The sequence below is a fragment of the Sulfurovum sp. TSL6 genome, assembly GCF_019972115.1.
Classification (GTDB): Bacteria; Campylobacterota; Campylobacteria; order Campylobacterales; family Sulfurovaceae; genus Sulfurovum.
Map to the genome: position 1 here is coordinate 470,355 of NZ_BPFJ01000002.1, position 23,574 is coordinate 493,928.

Sequence of the window (23,574 nt, forward strand, 5' to 3'; positions counted from 1 at the left end):
AATAATACCTATTAACGCAAATATTACACCTGAGAAGATTAGTTTCTTTTTTATTTTCATCATGCTTGTCTCCTCCTATTTCTCTAAAGGTATCAATAGTTTGTTACCTATCAGTGCATTATTGAGTATCTTAATCCAAAACCCTTCATTCACAGAGATTGTTTTAGTACCTACACCTGGAGTGACAGTCACTGCTGTGTATGGTTGTCCACTAGTACTTGAACTGTCATAAACATACGCTGTACTATCCATAAGCCCTAATGTTTCAGCCTCTGATAAAGAGATATTCACATCAGATACAACATCAGATACAAGGTATTGTACATTTGTCCATTCAAACGAGCGTGCAAAAGGATTCCCTATCATTACTTTAGCCCAAGATCCAAGGCCAGTAAGGTTCTGATCTGCCATTGGCAATGCAACGGCATATGTCCCTGCTACTATATCTGGGTTAGGGACAATCGCAGTATTAAGATCCGTTCTTGTTGAACTGGCAGTACTGTCCACTTTCCATGTTCTGTTGGCATCGGCAATGATCCAGTAGCTTTTTCCCTGTACTATCGGACTAGTTTCATCCAACTTAATATAATCAGCCGATTTACCGCTATAGTTACTAGCATTCTGCTCATAGACTACCCAGTTAGTATCATACGTTCCCAGGCCATCATCACCAAAAATGGTTCCAACTGTCTGACCGGAGATCTTACAAGGGATGCTTACCATTGCCCACTCGTTCTCTACCAATGCTCCTCCATACCCACATGGCATCTCATACATTCGTGCTTGATCACTCCCTGCTTCACTTACGAACAGAAAATTCTGTGACAAAGAGATATCTTCAGCGAATTCAGTAGATACAGTGCCAGTTGGGTTAATTTGCAGAGAATAGCTGTTAAAAGAGTTAACTATTGAAGGGTAAACATTGATGAAACTTCCTTTTGTTGCTATGGCACTGACATTACTGTTGATAGAAACATCACCACCCCCTGTTCCGTCCACATCTAAATCCTTGTACCAAACATCTCCAAGATGATAGCCATGTGTTCTTAAATTACCTGCTATAATAGCATAAGGGTCTTTGTGATCAACCTGTATCCCCAACGCTTCGTTAGCAACGGCACCATAGAGAGATCCTGTCTGTGTTATACTTGGCACAGAATTGTTATACTCGTACATAAAACCTGCCCCGTTATCGATCAAGCCTCCTTGATCATATCCAGGTGCTCCGATTACAATATCCGTACCATCCCCAGCTATAGCACTACCAAATAGACTGCCGGATTGATCTCCCTCGATTGTTATTGTTTCTGGTAAGCCATTAGCAAAATCCTGTGGCTTCTCATACAAATACACTTTACCTACATCAGCCCCAGCAGTTCCATCATGTCGTGGAGCCCCGACCATTAAGAAACCACTTTGAATATTCACGGCTGTTCCAAAACCAGAGAAGGCTTGTGCATCACTTGCCACAACATGCTCAATTAACGGTTCCCAAGAGTCCTTGGCACTGTCATATGCATAGACACTAAAGGCACCTATATCCTTATTTGGTCCATCATTATAATCTTCAAGTCCAACCACCAATTCCTCACCGGAAAGAGTGATGGCAGCCCCAAATCCCTTATTCCCATTACAATTACCATTTGCTGCACCGACTGTAGAATGATAATTCCATGTCATAGTAGTATAATCAAGTCGGTACATCGTAACATAGCAGGTACCAGCAATCCCCGCCTCATAGGCTCCGACTGCCCCCCATTCACCATCCATAGAAACTGATTGCCCGCCATTAGTCGTGAGAGTCTGTTCAGTGTATGCAACTTCAGCGTGCGCAAATGATGCTAGTCCAATCATTACAGACAATAGGACTGCCTTCATTACGTTGAAATTTCCCTTATTCATTGCTATTACCTTTACCATTGTTGTTCTCCACTATCGGCAGGAGCACTTGGTGGTGTTCCAAAAGCTTTAGCACTATTTGGCCTTGCCAACTGTCCTAACACTATAAGTGAAGGCGCTGCATAAACTGTCTTCTTCAAAAAAATTCGACGCTTTTTTTGCATCTCATCTTTTTTATCTGTATGTTTTTCTTTTGGATTCAAAGCCATATATGATTACCCCTTTTTTACATTACACAATAGTATATATGATGTACTAGGTAACCTGGCGATCTTCTCATTTGTTATAGAGCTATAACATCAAAGACCCATGGCTTTCTGACCCTGCCTCACAACAGGTGTAGCATTTATCTTGTTTCACTATAAAAAAATTATAACTTGTATTAATATGATAACTCAATATTCGAAAAAACGTAACATAATTGTTATACTTTTTCATTCTTATAGCAGATAATGACTCTTTTTGATACAAAAAGAATCATTTGTTAAATATATTTTAAGAAAAATTTAAACCTAAGTTATGAATTTTTCCAAAGTGCTGTCGATTCATGTCAAACTTTGCAGAGATTAAAGCAGATGTCCCATCTGGTCTTTTTTGACTTGAAGATAACCCTCGTTGTGAGGATTAGGCGTGATTTGGATAGGAAGGCGTTCTATGATCTCAATGTCACCCAAGCTCTCTATTTTTTTAGGGTTGTTGGTAAGCAGTTTTAGTTTTTGAATGCCAAAATGATGTAAAATGAATTCAACCACTTCATAGGTACGTTCATCCGCTCTGAAACCAAGTTGATGATTTGCTTCTACAGTGTTAAAGCCTGCATCCTGCAATGCATAGGCATTGACTTTGTTTAACAGGCCGATGTTACGTCCTTCTTGACGATGGTAAATGATCATTCCACCCTCTTTTGCGATCAGTTCCAGTGCATATTGAAGTTGTTCTCCACAATCACACTTCACTGAACCAAGCGCATCACCAGTCAGACATTCAGAATGTACACGGACGATGGGTTCATCTGACATATCTTCTGTAAAAATGGCCAAATGTTCTTTGCCTTCACCATTTTTTGTACCTTCTTTAAACGCCTGTATTTTAAATACACCGTATTTGGTTGGTAAAGTAGCGATTTGTGATATATCAATAGTATTCATGATGAGATTATACTTTAAGAATGAACAATTAATAATTAATAATCCATAATTAGTGTAAAATACTTCAAAAGATATCGTAAGGTTAGTATATGTTCGCACGTTTTAGAAGAAAAAGAATCAATCCGGTCCTCAGAGACCTCCTCCAAGAGACACACCTCTCTGTCAATGATTTCATCTATCCCCTTTTTGCAAAAAGTGGGTCAGGCATTAAAGAAGAGGTAAACTCTATGCCTGGTGTTTTTCAAATGAGCATTGATGAGATAGTCAAAGAGTGTGATGTACTGAAAGAACTTGGTATCTACTCCATCATCCTTTTTGGTATCCCAGATACGAAAGACTCTGTAGGATCTGATGCGATGTGTGAGCATGGGATCATCGCTCAAACAGTACGTGAAGTCAAAGCTGCACACCCTGACATGTTTGTGGTTACAGATCTTTGTTTCTGCGAATACACTGACCATGGGCACTGCGGTGTCATCGACCCGGTACTCCACACGGTTGACAATGACATTACACTTGACAACTTGGCTGCACAAGCCGTAGTACATGCCAAGGCAGGTGTTGACATGATAGCACCTTCAGGCATGATGGACGGGATGATCACTGCCATACGTAACGGACTGGATGAAGCAGGATTTGTCAACCTTCCTGTCATGTCTTACTCCACCAAATTTGCCTCAGCTTATTATGGTCCTTTCCGTGATGTGGCTGAGTCCAGTCCGAGTTTTGGAGACAGAAGATCTTACCAGATGAACCCAGCTAACAGAAATGAAGCGATACAAGAGAGTATAGAAGATGAAAAAGAGGGAGCAGACATCCTGATGGTCAAACCTGCACTTGCCTATCTTGATGTGGTAAGAGATGTGAAGAATAACACATCGCTTCCACTTGCCGTCTACAATGTGTCTGGTGAATACTCTATGCTCAAAATGGCAGCCAAAGCGGGTGTGATAGACTATGACAAGGTGATGATGGAAACACTCTTGGGATTTAAACGTGCGGGTGCAGATATCATCATCACCTACCATGCAAAAGAAGCAGCGATCCTTTTAAACAAATAACCCATTTACTCCCTGTACTTAGCTCAAAAGTGCAGGTTTCTACAACTTTCAACCCTTTTATGGTAGAATAATCTCTTTTAAATTTTCAACCCCCGACTATTTATCAAAATAAACAAGGTTGAAAGACACGAGGATACAGTGATGAGACACTTTTTGACACTCAAAGATTTTACGAAAGACGAAATCTTGGAGATGATAACATTAGCACAGAAGATAAAAGCACAGACAAAGCAGCGCAAGTTCGTACCTTACATGGAACACCAGACACTCGGGATGATCTTTGAAAAAAGTTCTACCCGTACACGTGTGAGCTTTGAAACAGGTATCTACCAACTTGGCGGTGTGGGACTGTTCCTCTCTTCTAATGACATACAGCTAGGACGCGGTGAGCCGATGAAAGATACGGCTCGTGTGATCAGCCGTATGGTCGATATGGTGATGATACGTACCTTTGAACAGTCAAAACTTGAAGAGTTCGCGAACTTCTCTAAAGTGCCTGTGATCAATGGTTTGACGGATGCTTACCATCCTGTGCAGCTTATGACTGACTATCTCACAATGATAGAACATGGTAAAGAGAAGGATCCTGTGGTTGCGTATGTCGGTGATGGAAACAATATGACACACTCCTGGCTGATGCTTGCAGCTAAACTTGGTTTTGAACTGAGAGTGGCTACACCTCAAGGGTATGAGTGTGATGAAGCGATTGTCAATGAGGCGCTTGAAATAGCCAAAGAGAGCGGTGCGAAGATCACTTTTGGTAACGACCCTAAAGAGGCAGTCAAAGATTGTGATGTCGTCACTACAGATACTTGGGTCTCTATGGGACAAGAAGATGAAAAAGAAGAACGTGTGCGTGTATTTAACGGCTATATGGTAGATGAAGCGATGATGTCTTTAGCGAAGCCTGATGCCATCTTCTTACACTGCTTACCTGCATACAGAGGCTATGAAGTGAGTGAAGAGACTTTTGAAAAACATGAAGAAGTCATCTTTAGTGAAGCCGAGAACAGACTACACGCACAAAAAGGTATCATGGTGTGGTTAGATGCACATCGTAATGAGGAATCGCCTAAATGAGCGATATAGATTTCGAAAAGTTCAGCAAATACTCCAAGCCAGGACCAAGATACACCTCTTACCCTACAGCCTTAGAGTTCAGTGATAACTTCAAATATGATGATTATATTCACTATCTGGAAAACGCAAAAGAGAAACTCTCACTCTATGTACACTTGCCTTTCTGTAGATCAGCATGTTATTTTTGTGGATGTAATGTGGTGTTTACTTCCAAAGAGAAAAAACTCTCTGCTTACATAGAGTACTTAAAAAAAGAGGTAGATCTTTTAGCACAACACATCGATACATCCCGTGAAGTGATACAGTTTCACTTTGGCGGGGGTACACCGACATACTACAAAGCCTTTGAACTGGATGAGATCGTTACCTATATCAAATCGAAGTTTCCTAACTGGAGTCAAGAAGCTGAGATCAGTTGTGAGATAGACCCTCGTTTTTTTAACGAAGACCAAATGAAAGTCTTCCAGAAACACGGTTTTAACCGTATAAGTTTTGGTGTACAGGACCTTGATGAAAAAGTACAAAAAGAGATCCATCGTATACAACCTTTGGAACTCACGCAAGCAGCTGTAGATCTGGCGAGAAAGTATGGAGTAACCTCTATTAACACTGACTTTATCTATGGTTTACCCTATCAAACACTAGAAACATTTAAAAAAACACTTGAACTCTCTACACAACTCGATCCCGACAGAGTCGCTGTCTTTAACTATGCACATGTCCCTTGGCTCATGAAAACACAGCGCAAGTTTGATGAAACTACACTGCCAACACCGGACGTAAAACTGCAGATCTTCCAATACACTATTGACTTTTTTGAAAGTAATGGATATAAAATGGTAGGTATGGACCATTTTGCCAAACCCGAAGATGAACTTTTTGGGGCTATCGAAAAAGGTGAACTCCACCGGAATTTTCAAGGCTACACGACAAAAGGCGGTGCGAACCTTGTAGGTATCGGTCTTACCAGTATTGGTGAAGGTGAGCGCTATTATGCGCAGAACACCAAAGACATGAAAGTCTATGAAGCTGCACTTGATGCAGGAAAACTGCCTTTTGAACGAGGGGTCAATCTGAGTGATGATGACTACCTTCGTAAAGCGGTGATCATGGAGCTTATGGCAAACTTTTCCATAGATATGAAAAGAGTCAATGCTGAGTATCATATAGATTTTAAAACATACTTTGCCGATGCATTAGAGGCCTTGCAAGAGTTTGTAGAGGCTGACTTGGTTACCATTACAGAGGATAAAATAACCGTAAGCACCACTGGTACCCTGCTGATACGAAATATAGCAATGCCGTTTGATGCCTATATGAAAAAGTATGCACAAAGCAAGAAAAGCTTTTCGAAAACGGTATAATATCCCATTATATAAAGAGGAAATAGTAAAAAACAATGAGTAAAAAATTAGAAGATATTTTTAACTTTACCGATACCAGTGAAGCCTGTATCAAATGTGGAAAATGCATCCCAGTATGTACCATCCACCAAGTAAACCCGGATGAAACAACTTCTCCTCGTGGGTTCATTGACCTTTTAGGTGCCTATCAAAAAGGCGATCTGGAACTAGATAAAAATGCCAAAGATATTTTCGAATCTTGTTTCTTGTGTACCAACTGTGTCGATGTCTGTCCTAACTCATTGGCTACGGATATGATCATCGAAGAAGTGCGTGCCGATATCGCGGATAAGTTCGGTATAGCATGGTTCAAACGCGGATTTTTCTACCTGCTTCGCCACCGTAAGATCATGGACCTGGTCATGAAACTTGGCTTCATGTTCAAAACCTGTGCATTGTCTGTAGATGAAAAAGGCAGAGGTCTTAGAGCAAGATTTTCCCTCCCTATGGTAAAAAAAGGCAGACTGCTTCCATCATTGGCAAAAACAAGCTTTTTAAATAGTCATCCTGAAGAGATACCTGCACCGCTGCAAGAGAAGAAAAACCCTCGTGTAGCGATCTTCATTGGATGTCTTGCCAACTATAACTATACAGATATCGGCGAGAGTTTGGTAGAAATACTGAAACAATTGAATATTGATGTGTTCATCCCTAAAAAACAACTCTGTTGCGGTGCGCCAGCCTACTTTACAGGAGATGTTGATTCTGTAGAGTTTATGACCAAAAAAAATATCGAATACTTTGAGGGTTTTATGGATGAGTGTGATGCGATGTTAATCCCTGAAGCAACCTGTTCAGCGATGGTAAAACATGATTGGCAGGTCTTCTTTGAAAATCATGATATGCCTGAATGGAAAGAACGTGCAGAAAAAGTAGCCCAGAAGATCCACATGGCAACGGCATGGCTCTATAACAATACCGACCTGGTTAAATTACTGGCAGAAAAGGGTAAAAAGTTTGATGACGTCGTCACGTATCATGACCCTTGTCATGCGAGGAAAGTACAGGGTATCTGGGAAGAACCTCGGAACCTACTTGCGCAAAACTATCCGATGAAAGAGATGAGTGATCCGAACCGCTGTTGTGGATTTGGTGGGGTAACGATGCAAACAGAGAAGTTCCATCTTGCAGAAGCTGCAGGAAAACCTAAAGCAGCCATGATCGATGATACAAAAGCCAAATATGTAAGTGCAGAATGTAGTGCTTGTCGTGTACAACTGAGTGAAGCGATGAACAACGCAGAGGTAGAGACTATCTTTAAAAATCCTTTAGAGCTTATAGCTGAGGCTCTTAAGGATTAACCAAATCGGCAGGCATCTCCTGCCTTGATAACAAAGATATTATATCCATCTATATATTTATACTCCAATCCACAACCTAATTTTTCCAAAATATTATGAACAATATAAAGTCCCAAACCAAAACCTGAACTTCTTTTTTCTCCCTGGGAAAAGGGTTCTACATAATAAGAGAGCGGATGTTGCAGTTTTTCACCCTTAGAACTGATCTCCAAACCATCCCCTACCGATTTAATTGTCACGTGTTTATCTTTGCTATATTTTATCCCATTGTCTAGCAGGTTCTTAATAGCTAGGGAGAGTAGTTTGATATCTGTAGCTAAAGCGATATTTTTCACATCGACAGTAATGTTATCTTTAGGCATCATCAAAAGTTCTTGACTTCTTCGTATGATTTCATCAAGCATGACATACTCATATGTAGGTTCAAAACTTTGCGTCGTCACCCTCTCTATCTCTGCAAGTTCCGAGATCAGTTCATTCATCCGTTCAAAGGCACGTACAAGTATCTTTTTACTTGCTTCATCTTCCATCATTTCAACAACGATACGCCCTTTGGTAATAGGCGTTTTAAGCTCATGCATCAAGTTACGCATAAAAAGGTTTTTAGAGGTACTCAAAGCATTGATATGCACAATAGCATCATCAAAACTTTTTGCAATTTTACCTATCTCATCATCATAGAGATAGGTAATGCGTGTCTGCATATCCCCCTGGGCAAATCTTTGTATCTGTTTATGTAATTTTTTTAAAGGATAAAGTTTTCTTAAAACCGCCAAATAGAGTATAAAAAGTACAGCAATAAGAAAAACACCCAAGGCGACAGCGATCTCGAAATAATAATTCTCTGGCCTGTCATCTTCTAACAAAAGATTGTGTTGCATACGTTGTACATAGATATAATGTTCATCTTCTACTCTAAAAACCCTCACTTGTCCAACAGAAGAGCCTCCGGTAAACACTGTTTCACCCTCTGTTTCGATCTGCTTTTTAATCTCTATGGCCTTCTTCTGAGACAGTGGTTTTACACGTAAGTCTTTATAGAGTGAATCCAAGTCTTCTTTTCCTGGATTGAGCTGTAATTTTGAGAGAAAAGTAATGGAGATAAGTTGATAGTGTTTATACTCTTCGATCTTATGTCGGTCTTTATCCCAGGAAAGAAAAAGTAAAAAAGTAGCGATCAAAATCAAAATTGCTACGGAGAAAAGAATATGTATAAAGGTGGTTACGGATAAGTTTTTCATACTCTATCAGTTAAAAGGTATCCTACACCACGAATCGGTTTAATGTAAATGTTATCAGGATCTATTTTCGCGATTTTCTGTCGTATCCGTGAAATGATCACATCAATATTTTTAATAGAACTGTCATCATCAATATGTTCACTTTCATATAAAAGCTGTTCTCTTGAGACAGAGCCGTTCTTGTGCTGTAAGAGCATACCCAAGATATCATACTCTGCAGCAGTGAGTTCTAATGACTTCCCTTTGAAGCGGATCTCTCTGGCGTTAGGGTCTGCAACAAAAAGTGCTTCTGCTTCCTGTACTTTTTCCTCTACACTGTGTGTACGTCTTAAAATCGTTTTGATACGTGTCACAAGTTCTCTAGGATCATAAGGTTTTGGCATATAATCATCTGCACCACGTTCCATACCGATCACCTTATCGGTAATATCATCTCTTGCTGAAGAGATGATAATAGGAATATTGGTCAGATCACGTATTTTAGGGATCACTTCCAACCCATCCATACCCGGCAAGGTCAAATCTAAAATGATCAGATCAAATTCATGCTGTGTTAAAAGTGAAAGTCCTATATAAGGGTCTTCAGCACCTATCACTTCCATATCATATTTTGTAAGGTAATTTGTTAAGATGAGTGCTAATTCCGGATCATCTTCTATAATGAGTATTTTTATAATGATGTCTTCCTTATGTAACTTACGTGATCAGTTTACTTTGTTCTTTATGATTATAATCTATATATACTTTAGTAATCGCAATCAAAAATGAAGTAATCGCCGGTCCCAATATCATTCCCCAAAAGCCGTACGTACTCATCCCTGCGATAATAGAGAAAAATATAACAATCTCATTGATCTCGATCGTACTTTTCAATAGATCTACTTTGATCACTTTGATAATCACCGGTTTAATGAGCGTATCGGCGATGATAGAAATAACAACAATAGAATAACTCGCAATAAAAATGGCCGTGTTCGCATCCATATTTGACCAAGAATACAATACCACGGGTATCCAGACAACAGCCCCTCCAATGACAGGTATCAATGATGCAAAACCATAGATCACACCAAAAAGCAGTCCATTAAATCCGAAGTAACTCACCATGACCCCAAATAGGAAACCTTCAAAAATGGCTGTCACAACGATCGAATAAAAAACCACTTCCATCGTAGAAGATACTTCATGTATCATCTTGGCACTTTTCATTCTGCTCACAGGCATGAGTGCACGTATCAGATCAAAAAAGCCTTCCCCATAGAAGTTGATGATAAAATAAAAAACAAGTACAAGAATCATATTCTTCACAAACCCAAGACCCGCACTTCCGGCTGTTGTCATGTAAGAGGTTGACTCTTGGATATACCCTGCGATCCTTTCATCACTCAAACCTATCTGACTCCACTCTTTTACATAGGGTATCTTTTGTGTAAAGGTTTGAACGACCGAGGTAACCTCATTGATGGTTTCAACATCAAGTTGTGCGATATACCCTACCCCTGTGGTTGCCATATAAATGATAGGTGCAAATAGTATCAAGATCAATAGTGAAGAAGTAAAAATAGCACTCAACTTTCTGGAATTAAAATATTTGATCAATTTTTTTGTCAGGTTGTACGTTGCCATAGTAAGCAACATCGCCACTACAATAGAGAGTAAAAAGGGTTTGTAGATACTATAGGCACCCATCAGTGAAAGTACAAAAAGTATAGTGATCGTGATACTTTTATTCGTTATCAAAAAGTCCGTCCTTCATTCCACCAAGCTTAAAATGTTCATAACTCTTTTGTGTGGCTATACGGCCACGTGCTGTTCTTTCTATATAGCCGTTTGCTATCAGATAAGGTTCCAGGACATCTTCGATCGTACCTTCGTCTTCACTCAGTGCTGCACCTATGGTACTGAGTCCCATGGGTTTGTTTTTTGCAGAGACAAGCAATTCTAAAAGTTGTATATCCTGTTCATCGAAACCTAAATTATTGACACCCAGTTCATCTAAAGCATATTGGGCTCTTTGTAACGTCACTTCTTCTTCATTCGCCACTTCAGAGAAGTCTCTAACACGTTTAAGCAAACGAAGTGCAATACGCGGTGTACCCCTACTTCTGCGTGCTATCTCCGTCGCCGCATGTTCTTGCGCTGGTTTTTCCAATTTCTGAGCAGCTTGCGCAACGATACGGGCCAACTCAACAGGGGTATAGAACTGCATACGGAAATGCATACCAAAACGCTCTCTAAGAGGGTTGGAAAGCATCCCTGCTCTTGTTGTTGCCCCTATCAGAGTAAAACGCGGCAAGTCTATCTTTACCGTTTGTGCAGCAGGTCCGGAACCTATAATAATATCCAAACGGAAATCTTCCATAGCCGGGTAGAGTATCTCTTCTATAGCCGGAGACATACGATGTATCTCATCGATAAACAGAATATCACCCTCTTCGATATTGGTAAGCAGTGCCGCTAAGTCTCCCGCTTTTTCGATCATCGGTGCAGCGGTCGTTTTGATATTGGCTCCCATCTCTGTAGAGATAATATTTGCAATGGTCGTCTTTCCCAGACCGGGAGGTCCAAAAAAGAGAATGTGATCTAATGCTTCTTCTCTTTTTTTACTTGCTTCTATAAAAACTTTTAAATTCTTTTTAATTTTCTCTTGACCGATATACTCATCCCATGAACTAGGGCGAAGTGTTGCTTCATAAGAGACCTCTTCATCAAAACGTTCTATTTCAACCATACGTTCCATTTATTACTGTACCACCAATCGATTGACTACTATACCCGAACCTTCTACGGAACGTGCCACAGAACCTGCCAAAAATTTCTGTTTTTGTGTCTGTACCGCACCAGATAAAATGTTTTTACCATTTCGTGTATCAACTTTGATATCTGTATGACGCAATGCCTGTGTTGCTGCCAGTTTATCTTTGATGTCAGAAGCAGAACCTATGCTCGCTACTGGTCTGTGTACCGATCTATTGTCACTACACCCATTCAAGCATAATCCTGCAACCATCCCCATAGCAAATAAACTTTTAGTCATTTTTTGCTTTCTCAATAGGTATATTCATCACTGGGGAATTCTCTTGCTTTAACTTCATTACGATAGGCTTCAAGTCCTTCACGTACCTGTTTTGCTCCATCAAAATACTGCTTGACAAACTTCGGTTTAAAGGCTTCAAAGAATCCGAACATATCACTCCAGACGAGTACCTGTCCATCGGTAACATTCCCTGCCCCTATACCTATGGTCGGTACAGAGACTGCTTCGGTAATCGCTTTGGCTGCTTCTTCTTTCACCCCTTCAACTACGATGGCAAATGCACCGGCTGCTTCGATCGCTTTGGCATCTTCAACCAATCTATCGATGTCAGCCTGGTCTTTCCCTCGTATTTTATAGCCACCCTCACTGCGTATAAACTGTGGCATGAGCCCTATATGCCCAAGTACTGCGATAGAGTTTTGTGTCAAAGCTTCAACAATAGGTGCTCTCTCTTTACCGCCTTCTACCTTTACTGCTTGTGCACTGGTCTCCCGGTATACCCTTGTTGCATTTTTGACTGCAACTTCAGGCGACGTGTAAGTCCCAAAAGGCATATCCATTACGATCACAGGTAACGTTGCACCATTGCATACCGCTTGTGTATGGTAGATCATCTGATCCATGGTTGCAGACAGTGTATCTTCTTTTCCCAGAAAACTCATATTAAGACTGTCACCGACAAGTATCATCTCCACTTCACCATCAAAGATCTGTGCAAACAGTGCATCATAGGCTGTCACCATCGTAATAGGTTCAACACCTTTCATCTTTGCAAGGGTCGTTAAAGTAACTTTTTTTTCTATTTTTGGGGTATGAATACTCATTGTCTTCCTACATAGTTAAGTATTTCCTACACGTCTTTGCTTTTCCTTGCTTAGAACGCTTCGGTTTAGACACTAAAGAGAAGAAACTCTTCTTCTCATCTCAATGTGTCTCATTTTATCTAAAAAATGTATAATAACAAAAATATATTACATATTGTCATAAAAGAGTTCACATTGAAAAATTTAGTTGCCTATATTACCACCGGTTTCCCTTCATTGGAGTTTACCGTTGATGCCGCTTTGGCTTTAGCAGAAGCAGGTGTTGATACCCTTGAACTGGGTATGCCTTTTTCAGATCCTGTTGCAGATGGTCCCGTCATCGAAAAGGCCAACCTGAAAGCCTTGGAAAACGGTTTTAAACTTGACCATCTGTTTGAAGTGTCCGCGAAGATAACTCCCCATATAGATACTTTATGGATGGGATACTTCAATCCTTTTTACCACAAAGGATTGGAGACTTTCATCACTGAAGCAAACAAAGCCGGTGTAAACGGTTTCATCATTCCGGATCTTCCTTTAGAAGAAGCAAAGCCCTATAAACCAGCCATAGAAGCTGCGGGGTTGGCCCTTATAGATTTCATTGCGCCTACAGACTCCAAAGCACGTATCGAGCAGATAGTGACTGATGCAAAAAAATTCATCTACCTTGTAGCGTATGCAGGTATTACCGGTTCTGGACAAAGTGAAGATCTACAACCGATCATCACAGATATCAAAGCGTTTACAGATACACCAGTCTATGTAGGTTTCGGGGTAAATGAACATACTGCCAAAGAGAAAGCCAAAGGTGTAGATGGGGTTATCGTAGGTTCTGCTTTTGTCAAGGTCCTATTGGATGAGCATTTGAGTAATAGTCAAAAGATCACGAAGATCTCTGCTATTGCCAGAGAAATAAAAGAAAAAATAAATAGCTAAATAAGGAGAATATGATGGATGAAGGTATCAAAATCGGTCTCATTCTGCTCATTGCATCTATTATTGTCGTAGGCGGCGGATATTACTATATGACCAAAAAGCTCCCAAAAGAATAATACTTCTACCCATAAAAGTGTATTAAATAATTTCGAGTATAATACTCTTAATTACAAAAAGGGTTATACTCTATGGAACATTTTATCTGGAACGTCAATCCCAATATATTGCAATTAGGTCCTTTGCAGCTTCGTTGGTACGGTCTGCTCTTTGTGGGTTCATTTTTTCTTGGGCTCATGATCCTCACCAAGATATATAAACGTGAAGGCAAAGATCCGGCTGTGCTTGACAGTATGCTCATCTATATCATGGTAGGTGCGGTACTGGGTTCACGTTTGGTCCATTGTTTCTTCTATGAACCGGACTTTTATCTTTCTCATCCCCTGGAAATCCTCAAAGTATGGAAAGGCGGACTTGCAAGTCATGGAGGACTTGCGGGTGTACTGATCGCGCTTTATCTCTTTTCAAAACGTTACCATACACCCTACATGTGGTTACTTTCACGTGTAGCCATCCCTGGTGCGCTTACTGCGGCCTTTGTACGTTTTGGTAACCTTTTCAATTCTGAAATACTGGGACTTCCGAGTGATAAACCCTGGGCCATTATCTTTGCACGTGTAGATATGGTCCCTAGACACCCGGTACAACTTTATGAAGCATTTTCCTACCTCATCATCTTAGGACTTTTAATTGCTATCTACCGAAAAGTAACACCTGCTTTTGCAACCAAAATACTCCCTGGTGTCTTTTTGGTCGCAGTCTTTACTGCGCGTTTCTTTTTGGAATATACCAAAACCAGGCAGGCAGCCTACACAACAGATCTTCCTTTTACTACAGGACAGATGTTAAGCATACCTTATATAATATTGGGTATCTTATGGATCATATGGGCATTTAAAAGTACGTCTAAGGATAAAAAACATGACAAAGCCTCTCATAGCTAAATATGCACTCGGTATTGACATCGGTTCAACTACCGTTAAATATGTAGTATGTGATGAACACTTTAACATACTCCAAAAAGCCTATACTCCCCACGATACAAAACAAGCCCCGACACTTTTAAGACTCCTTCAGGAACTCTCTCTTACACACCCCGATATCTATAACAATATAGACAAAGTCTACATCACCGGTTCAGGAGCCACCCGTATAGCGCCAACGATCAATGCACGTTTTGTACAAGAGGTGAATGCGGTTGTCCTAGCTGTAGAACATCTCCATCCTGATGTAAGAGCTGTTGTCGAACTGGGTGGACAGGATGCCAAGATCATGCACTTTAAAGTCAGTGAGGATGGTAAAAAGTCTGTCCTTAGCTCTATGAATGACAAGTGTGCCTCAGGTACAGGTGCAACGATCGAGAAATGTACGATGAAAGTTGGCATGGAAAATGATGAAGTGCAAAAACTCACCTTTGAAACGGATAAACTTCACCATGTCGCAGCAAAATGCGGGGTCTTTGCGGAAACAGACATTGTGAACCTCGTCAAAACCTCTGTACCTTCGCATGAGATCATGAACTCACTTGCCGATGCCATCGTTATGCAAAACCTCACTGTACTGACACGTGGGAATACCCTGATGCCTAAAGTCTTACTTCTTGGAGGTCCCAACACTTACCTACCCTTTTTGCAAGAGTGTTGGCGTATGCGTATCAGTGAACTTTGGGATGAACGTGGTATAAAGTATGACAAAGAGAAAATCAATGAACTCATCATCGTACCTGACAATGCCCAGTATTATGCTGCTTTAGGGGCTGTGATCTTTGGTGAAGGCGAAGCGAACAATGATAAACCTTTTACGGGTCTTATACAGCTTAAGACCCTGGTTGACACAGGAGGTGTGACACAAAATGAGAATGATGACACCCCTCTCATTTCCAGCCCTGAAGAATTACAAACCTTTAAAGAGAAGTACACTATCAAAGCGTTCACACCTCCTGTACTTACAGAAAAAACCACCTGCTTCTTAGGTATAGATGGTGGTTCTACCTCTTCTAAAGCTGTCTTATGTGATGAAAAAGGAGAACTGCTCTTAAAGGTCTATCAACTCTCCAAAGGGAATCCCATCGAAGATACCCTAGAGTTGCTACAGAAAATACAGGCACAAGATTCTCATCACTTCTATGACATTCGAGGTTTAGGTGTGACCGGTTACGCAGCTGAAGTACTTGGCGGTGCACTCAATGCAGATGCCAATATCATCGAGACCATCGCACACATGAAAAGTGCCCAAAAAGCCTTTGGAGAAGATATCAATGTCATCTGTGATATCGGAGGACAGGATATCAAAGTGCTTTTTATGGAAAACGGCATGATGAAGAACTTCCGTCTCTCCAACCAATGCTCTGCAGGTAACGGGACCCTACTTCAAAGTATGGCAAAACAGTTTGGTGTCCCTGTAGAAAACTATGCAGAAACAGCCTTTACAGCCAAGAAAGCGCCACTATTCAACTATGGTTGTGCGGTCTTCCTGGACACAGACAGGGTCAACTTTCAAAAAGAGGGCTACAGTAAAGAAGAACTCTTTGCTGGTATTGCCAAAGTTTTGCCTAAAAATGTCTGGCAGTATGTTGTACAGGCACCTAACCTCGCTGCGTTTGGAGACCATTTTGTACTGCAAGGCGGTACACAATACAATCAAGCAGCGCTCAAAGCCCAAATAGACTATATCAAAGACAAAGTACCGCATGCAAGGGTAGATGTACACCCTCACCCGGGAGAAGCCGGTGCCTATGGTGCAGCTTTAGAGGCTAAAGATCTAGTCGAGCAAAGAGGGTATGCAACCTTTGTCGGCATGGAAGAAGCGTTACAGATGACCTACACTTCCAGAACCGATGAAAGTACGCGTTGTCACTTTTGCAGTATCAACTGTTCTCGTACCTTTATAGACACACAAACACCTTCATCTGACACTGTACGCTACATCGCAGGGTTCTCCTGTGAAGAGGGTACCGTGGAGTCACATGAAGCACTTAAACTACTCAAAGAAAGCAGAAAAGAGTTACAACAAAACACTCCTAACCTTGTCAAAAAAGAGTCGATGTCGCTCTTTGCACCTACCTATGATCTGGAGACAAAACCTACCGCTTCCACACAGATCAAAGAGCAACAGGTCAAAGTAACACTGGGCGGCTGGGGACCTACATTAAGAAAAGAGGTCAGCAGAAATTTTTCAGAGAGCAGCCAAGAGAGTAAAAATTACAGAAAGAATCTGCAGATAGCCATACCCAAAGTACTGAACATTTACTCTCTGGCTCCTTTTTTACGTACCTATCTCGAAGCACTTGACCTTAGCCCTATGCACATACAGTTTTCAGGTTTTTCCAATGAAGACATGTTCTTGGAAGGAGCTAAATACGGTTCTGTAGACTCATGTTACCCGGCCAAAGTAGCCCAGTCTCATGTCTATTCGCTGATGTACTCTAAAAAGTTTTCCAAAAAACACTTTGATCATCTTTGGTTTCCTGCAGTCACCCATCTTCCCGGCTATCTCAAACATACGATGGGTCAAACTTCCTGTCCTATCATCTCTGGTACACCAAAAGTAGTCTACTCTGCATTCACAAAAGAGAAAAATCTCTTTGAAGAAAAAGGTATCGATTACGTAGAAGATGCACTTAATTTTGACAACCCCGACCTGCTGAAAAAACAGCTTTTTCAAACCTGGAAAGACAAACTCTGTATCACAGAGGATGAGAATAACTGGGCGGTTGAGCAGGCATGGAAAGCCTTGGATAAAAATGATGCCCAGATCATGCAGGAGGGACGCAGTATCCTGGATGAGGCGGTAGCCAAGGATGAGATCGTGATCTTGCTGCTGGGACGTCCCTACCATTCAGACCCGGGGCTCAACCATGAAGTCTTGGATGAATTTCAATCCTTAGGGTTTAAAACACTATCCATGCGTGCCATTCCTAAAGATGAAGCGTACCTGATGCAGTATTTTAAAGAAGATGTGGACTTGGGTTATGTTGAATCGCCTTATGACATACGCGATGTATGGGCAGAGAATTTTTCAACCAATTCTGCACAGAAGGTCTGGGCAGCCAAGTTTGCAGCACGTCATCCTAATGTTGCCGTACTTGACCTTTCTAGTTTCAAATGTGGCCATGATGCACCCACCTACGCGATCATTGACAAAATATTAGGTGCAAGCCGTACACCACACTTGACCCTTCATGACATCGATGCCAACAAACCCGGCGGATCGATCAAAATACGTGTGAAAACCTTTGCCTATACAATGGAACAGTATCAAAAAAGACTTTCACATCCACAACAAACAACGTACAATACAAAACAAGAGGAGATGACAGTATGAGTGAAATATGCAGCAGCATGAGACCTCCAGAGAGCAATGGTGATTTAACATTTATCAATGCAACTCAAACACAATGGAGGGATGTACCGCAAGAAACGATCCAGTATGCACCCAAAGATGAAACGATCCTGCTTTCAGGCGGATTAACCATCCTGCAAGACCAACTCATACAGGCTGCCCTGCAGTCACTGGGTGAGAATTATATTTCTATCCCTAACCCCGATTTTGAATCCTTTCAGAAAGGGAAAGCCTATGGAAATAGGGGCCAGTGCAACCCTACCTATTTTACAGTCGGAAACCTCGTCAAATACTTACAAAAACTCCGTGATGAAAAAGGTCTCAGCAGTGAAGAGATCGTACGAAAATATGTCTACATCACTGCGGGCGGTTGCGGGCCTTGTCGGTTTGGTATGTATATCACCGAATATAAAAAAGCCTTAAGGGATGCAGGTTTTGATGGATTGAGAATTACCTCTTTTGACCATGATAAAGGCATCTTCCAAGGAGATGAGATCGATGACGGGATTTTAAACTTTACCCCTACATTTTTCATCACACTGACCAAATCTGTGATTATCGGTGATATTATGAACATCCTTGGCTATAAAATGCGTCCGTATGAAGTAGAAGCAGGAAGTGTTGATGCAGCCATGAAGATCTGTGAAGATCTTGTCTCTGAAGCATTCTTAGAAAAAAAGAGTTTAATCAAAACATTATGGAAATGCCGAAGGGTTTTAGAAGAGGTCAAACTCGACCGTTTACAACCTAAAGCCAAGGTCATGGTCATGGGTGAATTTTGGGCGGCTATGACAGAGGGTGACGGAAACTACAACCTGCATAGATTTTTAGAATCCGAAGGCGCAGAGTGTATACCCCAGCCTATCATCAACCGTTTGCTTTTAAATCTTTGGGAAGCAGAACGTGCTTTACACAAAAAAGAACATTTGCAGGTTCAAGATGCAAAAAAAGTAGACTTCTCTTCTGTGAAAACACGAGTGCTTATCAAGCTGGGCAAGGCAGCGATCAAAACCCATTTCGCCCTGTATGCAAAAGCCATAGGTCTCCATGACTATGAGATACCTGATATGGATAAACTTGCCCGTTTAGGCCAAGAGTACTATACGCTTGACTGTGACGGGGGTGAAGGACATTTGGAAGTAGCACACCTGATCGAAAGTGTTAAAGAGAACATTTCACACCTTGTCATCTCCGTCAAACCTTTTGGATGTATGCCCTCTTCTTCAGTCTCTGATGGGGTACAGTCACTGGTCACAAGCCGTTTTCCTGAAGCCAATTTTCTTGCCATCGAAACATCAGGAGAAGGCGCAGCGAACTTTTATTCACGTGTACAGATGGCTCTGTTCAAAGCAAAACAATCGGCAAAAGAGGAATTTGAAAATTTAACACTGCCAGAAGAGATACCAGAGAAGATACATAACTATCTCTATCAGCCTAAAAGTGAACAGGCAGGTACGGCTTCACAATTGATATCAAGTTTAGAAGTAAGAAGGCTTTAGCCCTCTTCTGTCTTGTGGATAATTTCAGCCAGTCCTTCTTCTTGCTCTTCATCGATATCCAGCTTTTCCACTACCCCTGCTTCAGGATCTGTAAAGACTGACATCTCCAACTCTTTTTCACTCTTAGCCACGACACAGGTCACGACAGCATCCCCTGTGACATTCACAGAAGTGCGTATCATGTCAAGCAGTCTGTCAACCCCCAGGATGAGCCCTATACCTTCTACAGGAAGTCCTACCTGCACAAAGACCATAGAAAGCATGATGAGCCCTACACCTGGTACCCCTGCTGTGCCTATGGAAGCCAGTACAGACATAAGTATCACTGTCAAATAGCCGCTTAATCCCAGTTCAACACCATATACATTGGCTATAAAAACAGTAGCAACCCCCTGCATAATGGCCGTACCGTCCATATTGATAGTGGCACCAAAAGGTACAGTGAACGAAGCCACCGAGTTATCTACACCCATACGCTTAGTCACTGATCTTAGTGTCACCGGTATGGTAGCATTGGAACTTGCTGTAGAAAAGGCGAATACCTGTGCATCCCGTATCTTTTGTAAAAACATTTTAGGACTCAGACCGGAAAAAAGTTTGAGTAGGATCATCAGCGTGCCAAAAAGATGGAGTAACAATGCAGCCACAAGAACCAATACATACCCGGACAGGCTGATAAGAAGATCCAAACCGAGTTCTGAAATCGCTTTGGCAAGCAATGCAAACACAGCGATAGGTGCTACAGACATAATGATATTGACCATATGCATCATCGCTTCATTGAGCACTTCTACACCTTCTGCAATGTTTTGCGCTTTTTTCCCTACCATTAACAATGAGATACCGAACAAAATAGAAAAAAAGATGATCTGCAGCATATTTCCAGAAGCAAAGGCATGGATGACATTGTCAGGGATAATGTTAATGAGTACTTCCGAAAGAGGCGGTGCCTCCTTGGCTGTAAAAGTCGTTGCAGTTGTACCATTTACACCGGAACCAGGAGCCACGATCATCGCGAAACCTATAGCAGTAGCGATAGCGATAGCCGTCGTTAGTATATAAAGTCCAAATGACTTTACCCCTACACTCCCCAGTTTCCGCACATCTCCTATACCCAATACACCTGAGATCAGTGAAAAGAAGACCAAAGGGACCACAAGCATTTTCAGTGCGGTAATGAACATCTTTCCTATGATGTAAAAAACGCCTCCAACCACATACTCCTGTATAAAGCTGCCTTCACTGTTCCAGGCACCCATATTGATCACCAGTCCTACGATGATCCCCAAGAGCATCGCCCATAGTACTTTTTGTGTAAGTGTCATATTACTTCTTCCCTTCTATTGTCTCTATTGTTAAAAGTTAGGTTATCTCATAAGTGTACTTGAATACTACAATCTTCTTTTCAACCCCAGATACATAAGCTGATGGCCTAAATCTAACTGTTCTATTGGTGGTTTGCATTATAACAAAATATAGTTTTTTCTGCCCCTATTGACAAAGTAACCTAAATGTGTTAATATCCACCATCTTTCAGATATGGGGATGACTTGGTTTCGACTGGAGTAGTCGGGGCTATGTGCATGTCGGACTGGGCAATTCCGTTACGCGGCCCACACGCGAATAAACGCAAACAATACAGATTATCGTCCAGCTTACGCAGTAGCGTAAGTCATTAACCCCGCTAACGCGGAGGACTGCTTCGCCGGTGAGTGTCATCTTAACCGGATTTTGAAGTATCACATCTGATGACTATGCTCCCTGGAAGCTATGCCAGGGTGTGAGAATTTTAGCTCGTCTTGTAAAGTTTTGAGTGTAGTACAAAGCAGGATTAAAATTAACAACACTGACTAAGCATGTAGAGTCATGGTTCTATCTATTTTAGGACAGGGGTTCAATTCCCCTCATCTCCACCAAACTCCAATTTAATACAATCTAATAAAATACAAATAACCCCCTTATTTACGAACATTAAATCATATATAGTCTAACTGTGTTAGATTATTATGTATAATTATTGGTACATTAAAAAAAGGAAGAAGAAATGAACAATGAAAACAAAAATGAAGTAACGGTAGTAGATATAAAGATGCCATTCATGTCAATGGTTACGTTTATGGTAAAAGCAGCTCTTGCAGCAATTCCAGCTATTTTCATTTTAATGGTTATTTTTACATTCTTTACGGCATTTTTAGGTAATATTGCTGGTCGTTAATGAGATAATCTTTTAGGCTTACTCAAGTTCCATACCTCCTATGCACCCTAAGGATTTGTTCTTTTAGAACTCCATCGGTAAGACTGATACAAACGCCATTAGTGCCTCCAATAGGAACATCTAACTGTCGCAAAGAAGAAGTATACAATGACAGAACGCATAGATATGAGTGGAAAACTATCTGCAATACAAAATCATCAAACATCAAGAAGTCTCTAAAAGTATGCTATTGAGGGGATTTTTTTGGATTGGTTAATTTAAGTGGTGCGGATGAGAGGACTCGAACCTCCACGCCGTAAAGCACCAGATCCTAAGTCTGGCGTGTATACCAATTTCACCACATCCGCATGTGATTATTACAATAAGAGAGTATTCATTTTAACTTCTCTGTCGAATAATACAAAAGTTTCACTTTTGATCAAATAAGTAAAAGTCAAAAATATCATTATGCTAATATGAAATATTTTACATTGGCCCTAAAGAACTACATTAGTGTTAATAAGACATTTTACATACTCTTAATACTGAACTATTGTAATAGAAGGACACCTTGTTTTTTAAAATTTGTAATTTACACCTATCATTACCACTGGATAGAATTTATAATCTTCTACATCATCAATAATTTTTTGAGTTTCAATTACAAGGTTATTATTAATTTCATCTTCAATAGGAGTTCCAATGATTAATGGATTTAAATCAGCATTTAAATCTACTTTTGGTGAACCTTGATACATAACACCTAGGTCAAAAGAAAATCCCCAACCTTTTTCATTAGAATTGTTTCCCCATCCAATACCAAGATATGGAGCAACATCATCAAATTCAACGTGAGTATTTAATTTACCAACTTCAGAAGCAGTATATTTATCATTACCGATTGTTATTACTTCTGATCCAAAAGGAGTAGCACTACCATCAAATTCATTACCATTATAATAAACACCACCACTTACTCTAAATGTATTTTCAAATGGGAAATAATCTACTAGAAGACCAGCATTTTTAAAATCAATATTTCCATCATAACTAACAGTATCAACATCTAAAGTATGGCTATACTGTAAGCCATTCACATTTACTCTAGCTGAAAAACTATCACTAATAGGAGTTGCTAAATTAATACCTACACCTAATGTTCCTACTGTTATACCAGCATTGTAATTTGATTCACCAACAGAATCTGCAAAAGCTAAACCTCCACCCATTGTTACTAAACATGTAACTAAAGTACCTTTAAAAAAAAATTTCATTATCTGTTCCTTTTGACATAAAAATAAAATAGTTGTGAAAAATGAATTAACTAAATTTTGATAACCTGACAATCTTAACAAGTTAAGATCCATGGCTTTCTATCCCTGCTTCACAACAAAATAAGTTTGAATTAAATAAGATTTATATGGGATAGTAAGTAGTAAAGAGAGAATGATACATAATACACTAGTATTAGTATTTGGCAACCTGGCGATCTTAAGTTAAGACCCATGGCTTTCCGTCCCTGCTTCACAACAAGTTTGGCACAACAAATATATCTATTTAAATACAAGAAATTA

20 protein-coding genes, 1 tRNA gene, 1 other RNA gene and 3 riboswitches are annotated in these 23,574 nt (G+C 40.5%); of the genes, 10 read left to right on the forward strand and 12 right to left on the reverse strand.

Annotated features, from left to right (window positions below; genetic code table 11):
- Nucleotides 1-75: 75 nt before the first annotated feature.
- The 3 genes from LDM93_RS07335 to ribA form a co-directional block, all read right to left on the reverse strand.
- The gene (locus LDM93_RS07335) at nt 76-1,854 is read right to left on the reverse strand and encodes an FG-GAP repeat protein (protein WP_223891649.1); all 1,779 of its coding nucleotides are present in this window, start codon (nt 1,852-1,854) and stop codon (nt 76-78) included.
- Nucleotides 1,855-1,913: 59 nt separating this feature from the next.
- Nucleotides 1,914-2,108 (reverse strand): hypothetical protein, encoded by a 195-nt coding sequence (locus LDM93_RS07340; RefSeq protein ID WP_223891651.1) that lies wholly within the window; start codon nt 2,106-2,108, stop codon nt 1,914-1,916.
- Nucleotides 2,109-2,154: 46 nt separating this feature from the next.
- Nucleotides 2,155-2,253, reverse strand: a riboswitch (cyclic di-GMP riboswitch).
- A 212-nt stretch (nt 2,254-2,465) separates the two neighbouring features.
- Nucleotides 2,466-3,047, reverse strand: a complete 582-nt coding sequence (gene ribA, locus LDM93_RS07345; RefSeq protein WP_223891653.1) for a GTP cyclohydrolase II — start codon at nt 3,045-3,047, stop codon at nt 2,466-2,468.
- 89 nt (nt 3,048-3,136) lie between these two features.
- On the opposite strand from ribA, the gene hemB reads away from it, so the two are divergent.
- The 4 genes from hemB (at nt 3,137) to LDM93_RS07365 (ending at nt 7,892) form a co-directional block, all read left to right on the forward strand.
- A complete protein-coding gene (gene hemB, locus LDM93_RS07350) occupies nt 3,137-4,108 on the forward strand; it encodes a porphobilinogen synthase (protein WP_223891656.1) in 972 nt (323 codons plus the stop codon).
- 141 nt (nt 4,109-4,249) lie between these two features.
- On the forward strand, nt 4,250-5,188 hold the full coding sequence (gene argF / locus LDM93_RS07355; RefSeq protein ID WP_223891658.1) for an ornithine carbamoyltransferase: 939 nt from the start codon (nt 4,250-4,252) through the stop codon (nt 5,186-5,188).
- The gene (gene hemN / locus LDM93_RS07360) at nt 5,185-6,552 is read left to right on the forward strand and encodes an oxygen-independent coproporphyrinogen III oxidase (protein WP_223891659.1); all 1,368 of its coding nucleotides are present in this window, start codon (nt 5,185-5,187) and stop codon (nt 6,550-6,552) included. The genes argF and hemN overlap by 4 nt, the downstream gene beginning before the upstream one ends.
- A gap of 35 nt (nt 6,553-6,587) precedes the next feature.
- Nucleotides 6,588-7,892: a (Fe-S)-binding protein gene (locus LDM93_RS07365; RefSeq protein WP_223891661.1), complete on the forward strand. Its 1,305-nt coding sequence runs from the start codon at nt 6,588-6,590 to the stop codon at nt 7,890-7,892.
- On the opposite strand, the gene LDM93_RS07370 is transcribed toward LDM93_RS07365, so the two are convergent.
- The 6 genes from LDM93_RS07370 to panB are packed head-to-tail and all read right to left on the reverse strand — an operon-like array spanning nt 7,889 to nt 12,994.
- Nucleotides 7,889-9,133, reverse strand: a complete 1,245-nt coding sequence (locus tag LDM93_RS07370) for an ArsS family sensor histidine kinase (protein WP_223891663.1) — start codon at nt 9,131-9,133, stop codon at nt 7,889-7,891. The genes LDM93_RS07365 and LDM93_RS07370 overlap by 4 nt on opposite strands.
- Nucleotides 9,130-9,810 (reverse strand): response regulator transcription factor, encoded by a 681-nt coding sequence (locus tag LDM93_RS07375; RefSeq protein WP_223892055.1) that lies wholly within the window; start codon nt 9,808-9,810, stop codon nt 9,130-9,132. Before LDM93_RS07375 ends, LDM93_RS07370 begins: the two co-directional genes overlap by 4 nt.
- Nucleotides 9,811-9,829: 19 nt before the next feature.
- Nucleotides 9,830-10,873, reverse strand: coding sequence for an AI-2E family transporter (locus tag LDM93_RS07380; RefSeq protein ID WP_223891665.1), 1,044 nt, complete (start codon nt 10,871-10,873; stop codon nt 9,830-9,832).
- Nucleotides 10,860-11,873 carry a Holliday junction branch migration DNA helicase RuvB gene (ruvB, locus tag LDM93_RS07385; RefSeq protein ID WP_223891666.1) on the reverse strand — a complete coding sequence of 338 codons (1,014 nt, stop codon included), beginning with the start codon at nt 11,871-11,873 and terminating at the stop codon, nt 10,860-10,862. Before ruvB ends, LDM93_RS07380 begins: the two co-directional genes overlap by 14 nt.
- A 3-nt stretch (nt 11,874-11,876) precedes the next feature.
- Nucleotides 11,877-12,170 carry a BON domain-containing protein gene (locus LDM93_RS07390; protein WP_223891669.1) on the reverse strand — a complete coding sequence of 98 codons (294 nt, stop codon included), beginning with the start codon at nt 12,168-12,170 and terminating at the stop codon, nt 11,877-11,879.
- Between the two features lie 11 nt (nt 12,171-12,181).
- Nucleotides 12,182-12,994, reverse strand: coding sequence for a 3-methyl-2-oxobutanoate hydroxymethyltransferase (gene panB / locus LDM93_RS07395; RefSeq protein WP_223891670.1), 813 nt, complete (start codon nt 12,992-12,994; stop codon nt 12,182-12,184).
- 174 nt (nt 12,995-13,168) lie between these two features.
- On the opposite strand from panB, the gene trpA reads away from it, so the two are divergent.
- The 4 genes from trpA (at nt 13,169) to LDM93_RS07415 (ending at nt 19,806) form a co-directional block, all read left to right on the forward strand.
- Nucleotides 13,169-13,909, forward strand: a complete 741-nt coding sequence (gene trpA, locus LDM93_RS07400) for a tryptophan synthase subunit alpha (RefSeq protein WP_223891671.1) — start codon at nt 13,169-13,171, stop codon at nt 13,907-13,909.
- A 188-nt stretch (nt 13,910-14,097) separates the two neighbouring features.
- The gene (lgt, locus tag LDM93_RS07405; protein ID WP_223891672.1) at nt 14,098-14,910 is read left to right on the forward strand and encodes a prolipoprotein diacylglyceryl transferase; all 813 of its coding nucleotides are present in this window, start codon (nt 14,098-14,100) and stop codon (nt 14,908-14,910) included.
- A complete protein-coding gene (locus tag LDM93_RS07410) occupies nt 14,888-18,289 on the forward strand; it encodes a BadF/BadG/BcrA/BcrD ATPase family protein (RefSeq protein ID WP_223891673.1) in 3,402 nt (1,133 codons plus the stop codon). Before lgt ends, LDM93_RS07410 begins: the two co-directional genes overlap by 23 nt.
- Nucleotides 18,286-19,806 carry a hypothetical protein gene (locus tag LDM93_RS07415; protein ID WP_223891678.1) on the forward strand — a complete coding sequence of 507 codons (1,521 nt, stop codon included), beginning with the start codon at nt 18,286-18,288 and terminating at the stop codon, nt 19,804-19,806. Before LDM93_RS07410 ends, LDM93_RS07415 begins: the two co-directional genes overlap by 4 nt.
- Here the strand turns inward: LDM93_RS07415 and LDM93_RS07420 are convergent.
- Nucleotides 19,803-21,131 carry a dicarboxylate/amino acid:cation symporter gene (locus tag LDM93_RS07420; protein WP_223891679.1) on the reverse strand — a complete coding sequence of 443 codons (1,329 nt, stop codon included), beginning with the start codon at nt 21,129-21,131 and terminating at the stop codon, nt 19,803-19,805. The two genes, LDM93_RS07415 and LDM93_RS07420, sit on opposite strands and share 4 nt — an antisense overlap.
- Nucleotides 21,132-21,347: 216 nt before the next feature.
- On the opposite strand from LDM93_RS07420, the gene ssrA reads away from it, so the two are divergent.
- Together ssrA and LDM93_RS07430 are read left to right on the forward strand one after the other, a co-directional pair.
- Nucleotides 21,348-21,722: a transfer-messenger RNA gene (ssrA, locus tag LDM93_RS07425) on the forward strand.
- Nucleotides 21,723-21,850: 128 nt separating this feature from the next.
- On the forward strand, nt 21,851-22,021 hold the full coding sequence (locus LDM93_RS07430) for a hypothetical protein (protein WP_223891680.1): 171 nt from the start codon (nt 21,851-21,853) through the stop codon (nt 22,019-22,021).
- 262 nt (nt 22,022-22,283) lie between these two features.
- On the opposite strand, the gene LDM93_RS07435 is transcribed toward LDM93_RS07430, so the two are convergent.
- Together LDM93_RS07435 and LDM93_RS07440 are read right to left on the reverse strand one after the other, a co-directional pair.
- Nucleotides 22,284-22,368: transfer RNA gene (locus LDM93_RS07435), tRNA-Leu, on the reverse strand.
- A gap of 210 nt (nt 22,369-22,578) precedes the next feature.
- On the reverse strand, nt 22,579-23,274 hold the full coding sequence (locus LDM93_RS07440; protein ID WP_223891682.1) for a hypothetical protein: 696 nt from the start codon (nt 23,272-23,274) through the stop codon (nt 22,579-22,581).
- Nucleotides 23,275-23,330: 56 nt separating this feature from the next.
- A riboswitch (cyclic di-GMP riboswitch) is annotated at nt 23,331-23,410 on the reverse strand.
- 63 nt (nt 23,411-23,473) lie between these two features.
- Nucleotides 23,474-23,550, reverse strand: a riboswitch (cyclic di-GMP riboswitch).
- Nucleotides 23,551-23,574 lie beyond the last annotated feature (24 nt).

Excerpts from the sequence above, each read along its gene's own strand:
- panB (WP_223891670.1), bottom strand. The coding sequence starts at position 12,994 with ATGAGTATTCATACCCCAAAAATAGAAAAAAAAGTTACTTTAACGACC.
- LDM93_RS07340 (WP_223891651.1), bottom strand. The coding sequence starts at position 2,108 with ATGGCTTTGAATCCAAAAGAAAAACATACAGATAAAAAAGATGAGATG.
- LDM93_RS07410 (WP_223891673.1), top strand. The coding sequence starts at position 14,888 with ATGACAAAGCCTCTCATAGCTAAATATGCACTCGGTATTGACATCGGT.
- LDM93_RS07390 (WP_223891669.1), bottom strand. The coding sequence starts at position 12,170 with ATGACTAAAAGTTTATTTGCTATGGGGATGGTTGCAGGATTATGCTTG.
- ribA (WP_223891653.1), bottom strand. The coding sequence starts at position 3,047 with ATGAATACTATTGATATATCACAAATCGCTACTTTACCAACCAAATAC.
- ruvB (WP_223891666.1), bottom strand. The coding sequence starts at position 11,873 with ATGGAACGTATGGTTGAAATAGAACGTTTTGATGAAGAGGTCTCTTAT.
- LDM93_RS07430 (WP_223891680.1), top strand. The coding sequence starts at position 21,851 with ATGAACAATGAAAACAAAAATGAAGTAACGGTAGTAGATATAAAGATG.
- hemN (WP_223891659.1), top strand. The coding sequence starts at position 5,185 with ATGAGCGATATAGATTTCGAAAAGTTCAGCAAATACTCCAAGCCAGGA.
- lgt (WP_223891672.1), top strand. The coding sequence starts at position 14,098 with ATGGAACATTTTATCTGGAACGTCAATCCCAATATATTGCAATTAGGT.
- hemB (WP_223891656.1), top strand. The coding sequence starts at position 3,137 with ATGTTCGCACGTTTTAGAAGAAAAAGAATCAATCCGGTCCTCAGAGAC.
- LDM93_RS07440 (WP_223891682.1), bottom strand. The coding sequence starts at position 23,274 with ATGAAATTTTTTTTTAAAGGTACTTTAGTTACATGTTTAGTAACAATG.
- LDM93_RS07415 (WP_223891678.1), top strand. The coding sequence starts at position 18,286 with ATGAGTGAAATATGCAGCAGCATGAGACCTCCAGAGAGCAATGGTGAT.
- LDM93_RS07370 (WP_223891663.1), bottom strand. The coding sequence starts at position 9,133 with ATGAAAAACTTATCCGTAACCACCTTTATACATATTCTTTTCTCCGTA.
- LDM93_RS07420 (WP_223891679.1), bottom strand. The coding sequence starts at position 21,131 with ATGACACTTACACAAAAAGTACTATGGGCGATGCTCTTGGGGATCATC.
- argF (WP_223891658.1), top strand. The coding sequence starts at position 4,250 with ATGAGACACTTTTTGACACTCAAAGATTTTACGAAAGACGAAATCTTG.
- LDM93_RS07335 (WP_223891649.1), bottom strand. The coding sequence starts at position 1,854 with ATGATTGGACTAGCATCATTTGCGCACGCTGAAGTTGCATACACTGAA.
- LDM93_RS07365 (WP_223891661.1), top strand. The coding sequence starts at position 6,588 with ATGAGTAAAAAATTAGAAGATATTTTTAACTTTACCGATACCAGTGAA.